Here is a 12,778-nt window from a genome sequence, read left to right on the forward strand (position 1 = left end):
ACTTCGTGGCGGCCGTGGGTGCCGAGCCCAAACCGAAGTACGGCTGGACCGACGTCGCCCGCTTCAGCGAGTTGGGCATCCCGGCCGTGAACTTCGGGCCGGGTGATCCGCTGCTGGCGCACTCGGATAACGAGCACGTCAGCGCCGACGAGATCCGTGAGTGCCTGAGGGCGCTGAAGACCTGGCTGGGCTAGCCCACCCAGACGGCGGGCNCACTCTTGCCGTGCGCTGATTGCAGTCGGTGGGCTGGCTAGGGCACGGGAGCCGCTGCAGCCAGTTCCGGATCCTCAGTCTGCTTGACCTTGCGACCTGTCCTGAAGCTCAGCAGCGTGGAGAGCTTGTTGGCTGCCGAGGAGAGGGCGAAGTTGATCAGGATGAAGATGAAGGCAGCAATCAGGAGGGACTGCAGCAGGTTGCCTTCACCGACGCCGAGGCGGCGGGAGAACTGGAGGAGTTCCGCGTAGCCGATGATGTAGCCCAGTGCGGAGTCCTTGAGGATGACGACGAACTGGCTGACCATGGCTGGCAGCATCGCGACCAGCGCTTGGGGAATCTCGATGCTCCGCAGGGACTTGCCCGGGGTCATACCGATGGCCATCGCGGCTTCGCGCTGGCCCTTGGGAAGACCATGTACGCCGGAGCGGACCAGTTCGGCGATCACCGACCCGTTGTACAGGGTCAGTGCCGTCACAACTGCCACAAAGATCGGATCATCGATGAAACCAACCTGCGCCAGGGCAAGCCACAGGAAGATCATCATCAGCAGGACGGGTACCGCACGGAGAAATTCGACGACGAGACCAGCAACCCAGCGGATCGGTGCGATATGGGATAGTCGGCCGATTCCGAACAGCAGCCCAAACGCGATCGAAGTGACCACTGCGACCGCCGCGGCCTTAAGGGTGCTGAGCAGGCCCGGGAGAATGAAGAACTCCCAGGTCCGCCACTCGAGGAAGGGCGTCCACTTGGCGGCTTCGAACTGGCCCTGGGCGGCCAGAGCTACTACTACGTAGCCTAAGAGGCCCAGCACCAGCAGCACGCCAGCGATATTGCCAAGAAGGATGCGGCGCTTGCCCTTCGGTCCCGGTGCATCGAACAGGACTTGTTGAGCGCTCATCGTGCCACCGCCAGTTTCCTTGACAACCAGGTAGTAAGAAGGCCGATGGGGACAACGATGATCACGAAGCCCATGGCGAAGATAAAGAAGATGGGAATCACGAGGTCACCCCTGAACTCGATCATTTCCTTCATCAGGTTTGAGGACTCGATCACCGATCCAGCGAACGCGACAGTCGAGTTCTTGGTCAGGGCAATGAGGACGTTACCCAGCGGTGCAACTGCACCGCGGAGCGCCTGCGGCAGAATGATCAGGCGGGNCGGGCGGCCGGCAGGAAGCTTAGCCCAATAGCGCGGGCGGCCTCTGCCTGGCCGAGGGGAACGGTGTTGACACCGCTGCGGATCGCTTCACAAACGAAGGCCGCGTGGTAGATGCTCAAGCCCAGGATGGCCAGGCGGAGGAAATTCACCTGGAAATCCTCGGCCAGGACCACATTCAGTTGTCCCCACAGCCCGAGGACACCGAAGGCAATGATCACCGTGAGCGGTGTGTTCCGGAAGATATTCACATACGCCGCGCCGAACCACTGCAGGCTGGCGATCGGCGAGATGCGCATGAGCGCAAGGATAGTTCCCAGGATAAATGACCAGATAGCGGCCCAAAACGTCAGCTGGATATTGACCCAGAACGCTCCAGCGACGTCGTACGTCTCAAAGAGCGATAGGAAGTTATCCATGGTTCACCTCTTCCGTGGTGTTGAAAACCGTAAAGTTGAAAAGCCTTGGTGAGGCAGCCGCGAAGCTACCCCACCAAGGCAAAAAAACGGCTCGAGCTTAGGCGCAGGCGTCAGGCTCTGGTGGGTTCAGCTCGTCGTTGAAGGTGTAGTCAGCGCCCTCGGTGTTGTTCGTGATGGCTTCTTCCCAGGCACCCTCGTCGATCATCTTGACGATGGCGGCGTTGACATCTTCACACAGGTCGCTGCCCTTGGTGAGGCCAACTCCATAGTTCTCCTCGGAGAACGGGTTGCCCACCACCTTGAACTGGCCGGCATTGGCTTCCTGCGCGGCGAGGCCGGCCAGGATGATGTCATCGGTGGTGACGGCGTCGATCTGGCCGCCGCCCATCAGCGAGACACACTCGGCGTAGCCGGGCTGCTCAACCAGGTTGGCATCGGCGCCGAACTCTTCGTTGATACGAGCAGCCGAGGTGGAACCGGCAACCGAGCAAAGGTTCTTGCCGGTCAGCGACTCTGGCCCGGTGATTTCCTCGTCGTCTGCGCGGACCAGGAGGTCCTGGCCGGCAACGAAGTACGGTCCGGCGAAGTCGACGGTTTCCTTGCGCTCGTCAGTGATGGAATAGGTAGCGAAAATCATGTCCACCTCTTCGGTGGAGAGCAGATTCTCGCGGTTGGCCGAAGGAGCCTCGACCCATTCGATCTGGTCCTCGGAGTAACCGAGCTCGGTGGCCACATATTTGGCAACGTCGACGTCGAAGCCGGAGTACTCGCCGCCTTCATCGAAGCCCAGGCCCGGCTGGTCGAACTTGATGCCGATGCGGATGCTGTCGGAGCCTGCATCTGTCGCGGTGTCGTCGCCACCCTCGTCCCCGCCGCCACAGGCGGAAAGGGTGAGTGCTGCTACAGCTGCCATGGCGGCTGCTGCGTAACGGGTCTTGCGCATGATTTCTCCTTGCGTTTCGTCTGACTTGATGAAAATTGTTGGGCTAATGCGCCAGGATCTTGCCGAGGAAGTCTTTGGCTCGGTTGCTCTGGGGGTTGGTGAAGAACTCTTCGGGGGTGGCCTCCTCGACGATCTGGCCGCCGTCCATGAAGATCACCCGGTCCGCTGCCTTGCGGGCGAAGCCCATTTCGTGGGTCACCACGATCATGGTCATACCCTCCTTGGCCAGGGTGACCATCGCGTCGAGGACCTCGTTGATCATTTCGGGGTCAAGCGCGGAGGTGGGTTCGTCAAACAGCATCACCTTCGGCTGCATGGCAAGCGCACGGGCAATCGCCACACGTTGCTGCTGACCGCCGGAAAGCTGCGCTGGCAGTTTCTGGGCCTGGTTATCAACCCCTACCCTCTTCAGCAGGGACATGGCCAGCTCTTTGGCCTCGGCACTTTTCATGCCTTTGACCTTGATCGGCCCCAACGTCACATTTTCGAGGATGGATTTGTGGGCAAACAGGTTGAAGGACTGGAACACCATCCCGACGTCGGCGCGGAGTTTTGCAAGCGCCTTGCCCTCGGCAGGCAGTTTAACGCCGTCGATCCGGATCTCTCCGTCGTCGATGGTTTCCAGCCGGTTGATGGCACGGCAGAGGGTCGATTTACCGGAACCGGACGGTCCGATCACCACCACCACCTCACCGCGGGCCACCTCGAGGTTGATGTTCTGCAGCACATGGAGTTCGCCGTAGTGCTTGTTGACGTTCTTCAGCAGCACGAGCGGCGTCTCAGATGATGGTGCAGCGGTCGAGTTCGCTTCGAAATCACTGGTCATAGAGATGAATGTAGCGAACGAATGCCCGCTGGCAACACATGATTGTTGCGATTTGGTAAATCGTGACTCAAGAGCAACCAAGACCCAAAGGGGTTGCGGAGGGCGGATAGGCTCAAAAGATGGCTTCCAACGAATTCCTGTCCAGTCCAGAATCCAATGCCGCCCGCGCCACCCCGTCACGTCGGCGAGGCCAGGTGGAGCTCCGCCGTGGGCAGATCCAGGCACCTCAATCTGACAGCTACCTGCTGGACTCAGGGGGAGGGAACCACTTCACCAAGACGGACCCGTGGCGGGTGCTGCGTATCCAGAGCGAGTTCGTCGAAGGTTTCGGGACACTCGCCGAGCTTGGGCCGGCTATCAGTGTGTTCGGCTCGGCGCGCACCCCACGGGATTCGCCGTTCTACGCGATGGGTGAGGAGGTGGGCCGGCGCCTGGTGGAAGCAAACTATGCGGTCATCACAGGTGGAGGTCCGGGAGCCATGGAAGCGGCCAACAAGGGAGCCTGCGAGGCCGGCGGACTCTCTGTTGGTCTCGGCATCGAGCTGCCGTTCGAACATGGGATGAATGAGTGGGTGGACCTTGGAGTGAACTTCAGGTACTTCTTCGTCCGAAAAACCATGTTCGTGAAATATGCGCAAGGGTTCATCGTCCTGCCGGGCGGATTCGGCACCCTGGATGAACTATTCGAAGCCATGACCCTGGTCCAGACCAGGAAGGTCACCTCCTTCCCCATTGTCCTGATGGGCACTGAGTTCTGGGCGCCGCTCTGGGATTGGGTGAGGGGCAGCCTGCTGGCGAACGGGATGATCTCCGCCAGGGACCTGGACCTGGTGCATCTGGTGGACGACCCAGCCGAAGCCGTCCGGCTGGTGCAGGCAGACACCGCATCACACAAGTCACCGTGACCATTCGCTGGCACCAATAACAATGGCACCGTTAACTCTGGCAGCATTGACACGGTGAGTATTTTCCTGGTGTTTATTGCTATCGCTGTGGTGGGTGCTGTGGCTTTCGCCGTCGTCGGACGGCAGCGTCCGGGAGGGGATCTGACGGTCCCCGGGCATCCTGCGGGGCTGGTCGAACCCGCTCCGTCCCTGCCCGCAGTGCTGCTGCCCGACGACCCCCACCCTTCCGACATCGATAGAATCCGCTTCGCCCCCGCCTTGCGTGGGTACCGGATGGACCAGGTCGACGAGGTCCTCGAGAAGCTGGCGTCAGCGCTCGCCGAGCGGGACGAGATCATTGCCGACCTCCGACGGTCCCGCCAGGACAGCCGATGAGCGGCGCGGCACTCGGGGAGGACGGGCGGGTGCGCTGCGACTGGGCCAACGCTACTGCCGATTACCGGACCTACCACGACGAGGAATGGGGTCGCTCCGTCTCCGGGGAGGCAGCCCTGTTTGAACGGCTCAGCCTCGAAGCCTTCCAATCCGGTCTGAGCTGGATTACCATTCTGCGGAAGCGGGAGTCCTTCCGGGCGGCCTTCAGGGAGTTCGAACCGGCCGTGGTGGCAGAATTCGACGACGACGACGTCGAGCGGTTGCTTCAGGATGCCGGAATTGTCCGTAACCGGGCGAAGATCCTCGCAACCATTGCGAATGCCCGGGCGCTGCTGGCTCTTCCACCGGGTGAAAGCCTCGCCAATATCCTTGAAGCGCACCGGCCAGCACCTCGTCCCGCCCCGGTTGCACTGACCGACGTGCCTGCGGTTGTCCCTGAATCGGTGGCACTGGCAAAGGCCCTGCGGTCGCACGGATTCAGGTTTGTTGGTCCCACTACCGGGTACGCCATGATGCAGGCAACCGGGTACGTCAATGACCATCTGCTGCACTGCTGGGTGCGGGGCTCGATGTGACCCACAACGCACCGCGATTCGCCGAGTCCGGCTCTGTGCGGGATAATGGTGGAGGATCAATGCGCGGGGGCCAGCATGCCGCCGTGTCACTGACGTTAATTTTCGTTGACGGGCGGCCGGGGATCCCGGGCGCGCACATTTGAAGGGATACCTTTATGGCTGCCATGAAACCGCGGACCGGCGATGGGCCGATGGAAGTCACCAAAGAGGGCCGCAGCCTAATCATGCGGGTACCGATTGATGGTGGCGGGCGGCTAGTGGTCGAACTCAATGCGGAGGAAGCCGGCAACCTCAAGGACTGCCTTTTGACGGTCACCGAGTAGTCGCCCAAAGTGGCAGCGCTGCTGGGGTCGGCCCCAAGGGTACCGACCCCAGCAGTGACTACTTACGGATGGCTGGCATCTTCACGGCGAGCAGCAGGCCATGGCCGGTGGGAAGCATGGCCGACACCAGTTGCTCGTGGTCGCGAATAGTGCGTCCCACCTGGCGAAGAATGTTGGTCGAATCCTCTCGGATGGCCGGATCTGCCACCCGATCCTGATCCAGTGCGTCGTTGAGCATCAACATGCCGCCCGGCTTCAGCAGGCGGATGGCCTGATTTGCGTAGAGCGGCAGACCGGCCTTGTCTGCGTCGATAAAGACCAGATCGTAGGCGGCGTCAGTGAGGCGGGGCAGCACGTCAGCAGCCCGGCCGGAGATGGTGCGTGTCCGGTTCCCCGGCACGCCAGCCTCGGCGTAGGCCTCTCTCGCCGCGCGGAGGTGGTCGACGTCGGAGTCGATGGTGGTCAGGACGGACTGCGGTCCCAGGCCGCGCAGGATACATACCCCGGACACACCGGCCCCGGCACCAATCTCCACAACTGTCTGTGCCTTTGACGTCGCAGCAAGGACTGTCAACGCGGCCGCGACACCGGTGCTGACCGGCGTGACCCCAAGCTCGTAGGACCGGTCCCGGGCACGCAGCAGGACTTCATCCTCGTCGGGCAGCCCCTCGGCGTATGACCAGCTACTTTGTTTGTCCGCGCTCATGTATTTACCGTTCAGTTTTCTCGTTCAGGGGACGTTCTCGCTTTGGTACCCAGCCTACTGGTTGGGGGGCTCCTCGCCCATTTGGGTGATCAACGGAATCCGAGCGCCGTCGCAGGGCTTTCGCAGGCCAGGGCACACCAGTTTTCCAGCGATCTCCCAGCTTGATAGGGCAATATTTCAAGCTCCAGGCATCCGGTGAACCATTGGCCGCGAATACCTTGGGAGACGGCAAAATGCTGTTTCACACTGGGAGGAGAGGTTGATGTCCACTTCGCAAACAACGGTGGCCGCTGCCACCGTCACCGATGAAGCAGCAGGCACGGACGCCGCCTGGGTGGCGCCCTCCTGGGAAGAAGTGGTGGTTGTCCATTCGCCGAAGGTGTACCGGCTGGCCTACCGCCTGACCGGCAACAAGTTCGACGCCGAGGATCTCACCCAGGAAGTGTTTGTCAGGGTCTTCCGGTCCCTGGCCAACTTCACGCCCGGCACCCTCGATGGGTGGCTGCACCGAATCACCACCAATCTGTTCCTGGATCAGGCTCGCCGGAAAAGCCGGATCAGGTTCGATGGCCTGACGGAGGAGGCCGAAAGCCGCCTGCCCAGCGCCCATCCCGGGCCGGAACGCAGTTTTGAATTCAACAACCTCGACATTGATGTGCAGGCTGCCCTCGAAGAACTCCCACCCGATTTCCGGGCGGCTGTGGTCCTGTGCGATCTGGAAGGGCTCGCCTACAACGAGGTGGCTGAAGCCCTCGGGGTGAAGCTGGGAACAGTGCGCTCACGGATCCACCGGGGGCGCACCATGCTGCGCGAAAAGCTTGCTCACCGCGACCCGGCCCTGACCGCTGCCAAAAGCCCCCGAATGAAGCTGCCCCGGATTGCGGGCGCCCGTTAGCGGCCATGCGACATCCGAAGCGGCATCTAGCTGATTTCGTAGACGGGGAGTTGCCCTTGGACCGCCGCAGGGCGGTGGAAAGCCACCTCGCCCGCTGCGCCTCCTGCCGGGACACCGTGCGGGAGCATCGGGGTGTCCGAAACCGGCTGCAAAGCTCAGAGATCCCACGGCCCGACGCCGATCTGTTCGATCGCATCATGGCGACCGCCCAGCGCCACCCAGAGACGCGTCCCGGAGTGGCGNCCCGACGTCGTCGGGCAGGAAAAGCACGGACCCAGCCGGCGGATGGCAGGCTTTGCCTCACGCCACCGCACACCGATGGCGGTGAGCGGAGGGCTGGCCGTGGTCGCGCTCGCAACGCTTACCGGTGCCTATGCCCTTGGCATCGAATCGGAGCATGAGGTCCTCGCCGGCAGCGGTCGAAGCGGGGCGCTGATGGCTGGCTGGCAGTCGGTTGCCTCCGACACCCCAACCCTGCTGGATGCCAGCCAGCTCGAAGAGCTCAGGGGCGGTGGCTGGTACTGCCCCGACCTCGAAATGATGGGGTTCAGCGTGGCGGGTGCGGAAGCCATCACTGTGGCGAACCGTCCGGCACTCATGATGGTGCTCAATGACGGAACTGACTCAGTCACGATCTACGAACAGCGCAAACTCGGCGACGGCCGGGCACCTGTCGCGTCACCGCCCATCAACGCACTGACGGGGAACTCCGTCGTCGACGACGGATTCGAACGCATCGGCGGGATGCAACGCCAAATCTGGGTCCACCCGGGGCACTCCTGGCAGGTGGTGCTCGATTCCCAGTCGGTAACCTACACCGTTGTCTCGAGTCTTCCCGCAGCAGAAATGCCGCAGGCTGTTAGCCAACTGGTACTGGCCGAGCACTCCCGGCTGGCGCCCACCGAGCCGACTCCGCATGACCCCCTGAGCAGGATTCTTCGAGGGCTCAACAAGCTGGCACAGCCAGCCTCGGGACAGTGAGCCAAATAGCTCCTGCCGCCGCCGAAAGGTAGTCTTCTTCAGTGTTTGGAATCAACGGGCTCGAGTTTTTGCTGCTGGCTGTCATCGCCGTCATGGTTCTCGGACCTGAACGGCTGCCGGAGTATGCCGCCCAGCTGGGCAGGCTGGTGAAGGATCTCCGCCGGATGGCATCGGGCGCGCGGGAGCAGCTCCGCGAGGAAGTCGGCCCGGAGCTCGACGACGTCGACTGGCGCAAGCTCGACCCCCGCCAGTACGATCCGCGTCGGATCATCAAGGAAGCCCTGATCGACGACGTCCAGGACGCTTTCAAGCCTGTTAGCGGGGGAGCACCGAACCCGGCGGCCCCGGCTTCCGTCACGCCGCCAGCCCGGTCACGGCCGCTGCCGTCAGTCGCGACGTCACCGCGGCTCAGCGCCGGCCAGCTGGCGCCGTTCGATGTGGAAGCCACCTAGCACCAGGCTGTTGCGCCCGGACGGAACCGGTCAGGCGAAGCCTGCCTGGCTAGGTGGGAGTGACCTTCAGCCGACGGCCGCCGAGGTCACGCGGACGGCGGGCGAGGGTGTCCGCTATCTGGCGAAGTTCCTGCGCTGCGGCGGATTCGCTGGTCCCATGGACGATAGGTTCCCCACTGTCCCCACCCTCGCGAAGGGCAATCTCGAGTGGGACACTGCCGAGGAGCGGGACCGGGTAGCCCAGGGCCTCAGTGAGGCGGCCGGTCAGGGCGAGCCCGCCACCCTTGCCGAACAGTTCCATCCGTTCCCCACCGGGAAGCTCAAGCCAGGACATGTTCTCGATCACCCCTGAAACCTTCTGGCCCGTCTGGTTGGCCAGGGTCCCGGCGCGTTCAGCAACGTCCGCGGCCGCCGTCTGCGGCGTGGTGACCACCAACAGCTCCGACGAGGGCAGCAGTTGGGCCACAGAGATGGCGATGTCCCCGGTGCCAGGAGGAAGATCGAGGAACAATACGTCCAGATCGCCGAAGTGCACGTCGCTGAGAAACTGCTCAAGTGCCCGGTGGAGCATCGGCCCGCGCCAGGCGACCGGCTGATTGCCGGCGATGAACATGCCAATTGAAATGACTTTGACGTCGTAGGCGACCGGCGGGAGGATCATCTCATCGACCCGGGTTGGCGGCTGGGTGATCCCCAGCAGGGAAGGTACCGAGAAGCCGTAGACGTCAGCGTCGACAATCCCCACTCTCAGGCCTTGGGCGGCCATTGCCACCGCAAGATTCACTGTGACGCTCGATTTGCCGACCCCGCCCTTGCCGCTCGCCACCGCGTACACCCGGGTCAGTGAGCCCTCGTCGTTGAACGGGATGCCCTTCCGGCCACCGGGGCCCCTGAGCTGTTCCTTGAGCCGGTCGCGTTGCTGTTGGGTCATCACCGAGAGCCGTACGTCCACCGAGGTGACTCCGTGGAGGCCCCCTACCGCGGTTTCGACGTCGCGGGTGATGGTCCCGCGCAGCGGGCAGCCGGCAATGGTGAGCAGCACCTCAACGGTGACGGCGCCGCCGACGATATCGGTGCCCGCAACCATACCCAGCTCGGTGATTGGTTTGCGAAGTTCAGGGTCAATCACGGTGGCGAGGGCTGCATCCACCTGCTCCCGCAATGTCACAACCGGTCAGACCGGTTGGGCTGCAGCTTTGGCAGCGACGCCGTCTGGTCGCCGCCCTTCCGGCGCGACTTTTTATGGAGGGCCGTGTCTTTGTCTTCGGCGGTCTCAAGGATTTCCTCAAGGACTGAGCGCAGTTCGGACCGGACATAATCGCGCGTCGCGACCTCGCGGATCGCGATCCGTAGTTCAGCGATTTCCCGGGTCAGATATTCGGTGTCGGAAAGGTTCCGTTCAGCACGCTGCCGATCCTGCCGCAGCGACACCCGGTCGCGGTCGTCCTGCCGGTTCTGTGCCAGAAGCAGCAGGGGTGCTGCATAGGATGCCTGGAGGGAGAGCATCAGGGTCAGCAGGGTGAAACCGATGGCGGCGCTGTCGAAACGCAGTCCGCCTGGGGCCCAGGAGTTCCAGGCCAGCCAGAGGGCAACAAAGACTGTCATGTAGAACAGGAACTGGGGTGTCCCCATGAACCGGGCGAAGTTTTCGGTGGCGCTGCCGAACCGGTCCGGGTTCGGCCGCAGCCGGGGCAGCCAGCGTTTACGGCTCTCGCGCGGGGTGTCGAGCCCTGTCGCAGTGGTTTTGATCCGCTCAGCCATTGGTTGCTCCCTTCGTCAATCCCGGGTAGTCGTTGGCAGCGCGCCAATCATCGGGCAGCAGGTGGTCGAGGACGTCGTCAACTGTCACCGCTCCGACCAACCGACCTTCAGCGTTGACGACGGGAATGGAGTTCAGATTGTAGGTCGCAAGGATGCGGGCCACCTCGCTGATGTTGGCCTGGTCCCCGACGGGCTCCAGATCAGTGTCAACGATGTTCCCCAGCTGCTCCGGCGGAGGGAATCGCAGCAGCTGCTGGATGTGGACGACGCCGAGATACCGTCCGGTGGGTGTCTCAAGCGGTGGGCGGCACACGAAAATCGATGAGGCCAACGCTGGAGTCAGTTCCTCACGCCGGACGTGCGCGAGGGCTTCGGCCACTGTCGCCTCGGGTGGGAGGATGACCGGCACGGTGGTCATCATGGAGCCGGCAGTGTCCTCCTCGTATTGGAGCAGGCGTCGCACATCCTCTGCGTCTTCGGGTTCCATCAACGCGAGGAGGTCCTCCTTCTGCGCTTCGGGCAGTTCGTTGAGGAGGTCCGCGGCGTCGTCGGGGTCCATTTCCTCCAGCACATCGGCGGCACGTTCACGGTGGAGCGAAGAGATGATCTGCACCTGGTCATCGTCCGGGAGTTCCTGCAGGATGTCAGCGAGCCGGTCATCCTGCAGGGCGCCCGCAATCTCGGTGCGTCGTTTGTCGCTCATTTCGTGCAGCGCGTCCGCGAAGTCGGCCGGCTTGAGGTCCTCGTGTTGCGCAACGAACTGGGAAGCGCCCTGCGGTTCGGCAGCGTCCCCGTGGTAGGCGTCCAGCCAGTCGACAATGAGGCGTTCGCCCCGGCGGAGTCCACGCAGCGCCGACGACGACGAGCCGCGCCTGATGAATACCTGTGATACGTGCCAGTCGCCGGCGCGGTCCACCTCGATGGCGATATCCTCGATTACTGCCTCGCCGCTCCCGTCGCGCAGGGTCACCCGGCGGTCAAAAAGCTCACCCACCACCAGCATTTCGGCGCCGCGCTGTTCGAAGCGGCGGAGGTTGACCAGTCCGGTGCAGATGATCTGGGTCGAATCAATCGACGTGACCCGGGTCATCGGGACAAAGACCCGCCGTTTGCCGGGTACCTCCACCACCAGGCCAACGGCCTGGGGCGCGGTGTTCGGGCCGAGGTCAAGAACCACCGCATCACGAAGTCGGCCCAGACGGTCACCCAGTGGGTCAAACACGTCGAGGCCAAGCAGGCGCGCCACGAAGACGCGGGTGGGATTAGTGCTCACCTGCCTAGGCTACTTTGGAACGGCCGCTTCCGCCCTATTCGATCGGCGGCAACGTAGCGCTAGTTCACTGCGAGCGATACGGGCCCACAGGTCAGCCGTTCTGGGTGAGAATGGAACCATGTCAAATGTGCTTGGTCGAACGGCGTCACGGGATGAAGGCCGCATCCTGCCCAAAGGCGAAACGGTCGGACGGTACAGTGCCTACCTGGACGCGCAGAAGGCAGTGGATTACCTAGCCGACAGCAAGTTCCCCGTGCAGAAAGTCTCGATCATTGGCAGCGATCTGAAGACTGTTGAACGAGTGACGGGCCGGCTCAGCTACCCGCGGGTGGCATTGGCCAGCGCTGCAACGGGTGCATGGTTCGGATTTTTCGTGGGCCTGATCCTGACGCTGTTCGGCGACGGCGGTGCGTACCTGCCGATCTTCACCGCGATGGCGCTTGGCGCCGTGTTCTGGATGCTGTTTGGCGTCATCACCTACGCCTTCCAGCGTGGCAAGCGGGACTTCACCTCCACGAGTCAGGTCATCGCCACCAGCTACGATGTCATCGTCGAACCGGAATCGGCCGGTGAAGCCCGACGGATGCTGCAACAGTTGCCAATGAACGGTCAGGCCCAGCACCCCGGCGGGTCCGCGCAGGGGTGGCAACCACCGGCAGCGCCTCCCGGTAGCGGCCCACAGGCGCCGGGCCAGCCCGGGCAGCCGCAGGCCTGGAAAGACCCGCTCGCCCAGCCCATCCAGAATCCACAGCAGCCCGGCACCCCCGAGTCCGGGACCGCCAGCCAGGGAAACGCGCCGGACCAGGGTGCACACACCGCAGCGGATGGGTCACAGGGTGCAGGCCCCTCCGGTCCCCGGCGTGGCCAGTTCGCTGACCTCCCCGACGGGCGGCCGCAGTACGGTGTCCGGGTTGACCCTCAGGAGAACAGTGCGGCCGCGACAGAGAGCCCGGCGAAGGGTCCCGAGGAA

Annotated in this window: 17 protein-coding genes and 1 pseudogene; 10 read left to right on the forward strand and 8 right to left on the reverse strand. The window is 63.3% G+C overall.

Annotation, left to right across the window (positions count from 1 at the left end; genetic code table 11):
- The coding region (locus K728_RS18445) for a M20/M25/M40 family metallo-hydrolase (protein ID WP_035747190.1) at positions 1-194 on the forward strand (194 nt) is incomplete at its 5' end.
- A gap of 56 nt (positions 195-250) precedes the next feature.
- Here the strand turns inward: K728_RS18445 and K728_RS0104860 are convergent.
- From K728_RS0104860 to K728_RS0104875, 4 genes and pseudogenes are all read right to left on the reverse strand, one after another.
- The gene (locus K728_RS0104860; protein ID WP_024476020.1) at positions 251-1,117 is read right to left on the reverse strand and encodes an amino acid ABC transporter permease; all 867 of its coding nucleotides are present in this window, start codon (positions 1,115-1,117) and stop codon (positions 251-253) included.
- Positions 1,114-1,793: pseudogene (locus tag K728_RS18450) on the reverse strand (amino acid ABC transporter permease). The gene K728_RS0104860 and the pseudogene K728_RS18450 overlap by 4 nt, the downstream one beginning before the upstream one ends.
- 97 nt (positions 1,794-1,890) lie before the next feature.
- Positions 1,891-2,736, reverse strand: coding sequence for a glutamate ABC transporter substrate-binding protein (locus K728_RS0104870; RefSeq protein WP_019481641.1), 846 nt, complete (start codon positions 2,734-2,736; stop codon positions 1,891-1,893).
- Positions 2,737-2,779: 43 nt separating this feature from the next.
- Positions 2,780-3,562, reverse strand: a complete 783-nt coding sequence (locus tag K728_RS0104875) for an amino acid ABC transporter ATP-binding protein (RefSeq protein ID WP_024476021.1) — start codon at positions 3,560-3,562, stop codon at positions 2,780-2,782.
- Between the two features lie 119 nt (positions 3,563-3,681).
- Between K728_RS0104875 and K728_RS0104880 the strand changes: the two genes are divergently transcribed.
- The 4 genes from K728_RS0104880 (at position 3,682) to K728_RS20455 (ending at position 5,740) form a co-directional block, all read left to right on the forward strand.
- Positions 3,682-4,467, forward strand: a complete 786-nt coding sequence (locus K728_RS0104880) for a TIGR00730 family Rossman fold protein (protein ID WP_019481643.1) — start codon at positions 3,682-3,684, stop codon at positions 4,465-4,467.
- Between the two features lie 54 nt (positions 4,468-4,521).
- Entirely contained in the window at positions 4,522-4,842 is a 321-nt protein-coding gene (locus K728_RS0104885; protein WP_019481644.1) for a DivIVA domain-containing protein, read from the forward strand.
- Positions 4,839-5,417, forward strand: a complete 579-nt coding sequence (locus tag K728_RS0104890; RefSeq protein ID WP_024476022.1) for a DNA-3-methyladenine glycosylase I — start codon at positions 4,839-4,841, stop codon at positions 5,415-5,417. Before K728_RS0104885 ends, K728_RS0104890 begins: the two co-directional genes overlap by 4 nt.
- A 155-nt stretch (positions 5,418-5,572) precedes the next feature.
- On the forward strand, positions 5,573-5,740 hold the full coding sequence (locus tag K728_RS20455) for a DUF3117 domain-containing protein (protein WP_019481646.1): 168 nt from the start codon (positions 5,573-5,575) through the stop codon (positions 5,738-5,740).
- 58 nt (positions 5,741-5,798) lie between these two features.
- On the opposite strand, the gene K728_RS0104900 is transcribed toward K728_RS20455, so the two are convergent.
- A complete protein-coding gene (locus K728_RS0104900) occupies positions 5,799-6,446 on the reverse strand; it encodes an O-methyltransferase (RefSeq protein ID WP_019481647.1) in 648 nt (215 codons plus the stop codon).
- Positions 6,447-6,708: 262 nt separating this feature from the next.
- Here K728_RS0104900 and sigE point away from each other — a divergent pair, with 262 nt between their 5' ends.
- From sigE to K728_RS0104915, 4 genes are all read left to right on the forward strand, one after another.
- Positions 6,709-7,341 carry an RNA polymerase sigma factor SigE gene (gene sigE / locus K728_RS0104905; protein ID WP_024476023.1) on the forward strand — a complete coding sequence of 211 codons (633 nt, stop codon included), beginning with the start codon at positions 6,709-6,711 and terminating at the stop codon, positions 7,339-7,341.
- Between the two features lie 5 nt (positions 7,342-7,346).
- A complete protein-coding gene (locus K728_RS23055; RefSeq protein ID WP_084442823.1) occupies positions 7,347-7,742 on the forward strand; it encodes a zf-HC2 domain-containing protein in 396 nt (131 codons plus the stop codon).
- Positions 7,684-8,322, forward strand: coding sequence for a hypothetical protein (locus K728_RS0104910; RefSeq protein WP_156911180.1), 639 nt, complete (start codon positions 7,684-7,686; stop codon positions 8,320-8,322). Before K728_RS23055 ends, K728_RS0104910 begins: the two co-directional genes overlap by 59 nt.
- A gap of 41 nt (positions 8,323-8,363) precedes the next feature.
- Positions 8,364-8,774, forward strand: a complete 411-nt coding sequence (locus tag K728_RS0104915) for a sec-independent translocase (RefSeq protein ID WP_019481650.1) — start codon at positions 8,364-8,366, stop codon at positions 8,772-8,774.
- 49 nt (positions 8,775-8,823) lie between these two features.
- Here K728_RS0104915 and K728_RS0104920 read toward each other — a convergent pair whose 3' ends face one another.
- From K728_RS0104920 to K728_RS0104930, 3 genes are read right to left on the reverse strand one after another with little or no spacing between them, the layout of a single operon-like run.
- Positions 8,824-9,924: an Mrp/NBP35 family ATP-binding protein gene (locus K728_RS0104920; protein ID WP_024476025.1), complete on the reverse strand. Its 1,101-nt coding sequence runs from the start codon at positions 9,922-9,924 to the stop codon at positions 8,824-8,826.
- Between the two features lie 14 nt (positions 9,925-9,938).
- Positions 9,939-10,535, reverse strand: a complete 597-nt coding sequence (locus K728_RS0104925) for a DUF1003 domain-containing protein (RefSeq protein ID WP_019481652.1) — start codon at positions 10,533-10,535, stop codon at positions 9,939-9,941.
- Entirely contained in the window at positions 10,528-11,808 is a 1,281-nt protein-coding gene (locus tag K728_RS0104930; RefSeq protein ID WP_019481653.1) for a magnesium transporter MgtE N-terminal domain-containing protein, read from the reverse strand. Before K728_RS0104930 ends, K728_RS0104925 begins: the two co-directional genes overlap by 8 nt.
- 118 nt (positions 11,809-11,926) lie before the next feature.
- On the opposite strand from K728_RS0104930, the gene K728_RS0104935 reads away from it, so the two are divergent.
- On the forward strand, positions 11,927-12,778 hold an 852-nt coding region (locus K728_RS0104935), incomplete at its 3' end, for a general stress protein (RefSeq protein ID WP_024476026.1).

The sequence above is a fragment of the Arthrobacter sp. CAL618 genome, from assembly GCF_000468215.1.
In the GTDB taxonomy this organism is placed as follows: domain Bacteria; phylum Actinomycetota; class Actinomycetes; order Actinomycetales; family Micrococcaceae; genus Arthrobacter_D.

Bases quoted from the DNA above. Each gene is read 5' to 3' on its own strand.
- K728_RS0104900 (WP_019481647.1), bottom strand. From the start codon at position 6,446: ATGAGCGCGGACAAACAAAGTAGCTGGTCATACGCCGAGGGGCTGCCC.
- K728_RS0104880 (WP_019481643.1), top strand. From the start codon at position 3,682: ATGGCTTCCAACGAATTCCTGTCCAGTCCAGAATCCAATGCCGCCCGC.
- K728_RS0104870 (WP_019481641.1), bottom strand. From the start codon at position 2,736: ATGCGCAAGACCCGTTACGCAGCAGCCGCCATGGCAGCTGTAGCAGCA.
- K728_RS0104860 (WP_024476020.1), bottom strand. From the start codon at position 1,117: ATGAGCGCTCAACAAGTCCTGTTCGATGCACCGGGACCGAAGGGCAAG.
- K728_RS20455 (WP_019481646.1), top strand. From the start codon at position 5,573: ATGGCTGCCATGAAACCGCGGACCGGCGATGGGCCGATGGAAGTCACC.
- K728_RS0104875 (WP_024476021.1), bottom strand. From the start codon at position 3,562: ATGACCAGTGATTTCGAAGCGAACTCGACCGCTGCACCATCATCTGAG.
- sigE (WP_024476023.1), top strand. From the start codon at position 6,709: ATGTCCACTTCGCAAACAACGGTGGCCGCTGCCACCGTCACCGATGAA.
- K728_RS0104890 (WP_024476022.1), top strand. From the start codon at position 4,839: ATGAGCGGCGCGGCACTCGGGGAGGACGGGCGGGTGCGCTGCGACTGG.
- K728_RS0104925 (WP_019481652.1), bottom strand. From the start codon at position 10,535: ATGGCTGAGCGGATCAAAACCACTGCGACAGGGCTCGACACCCCGCGC.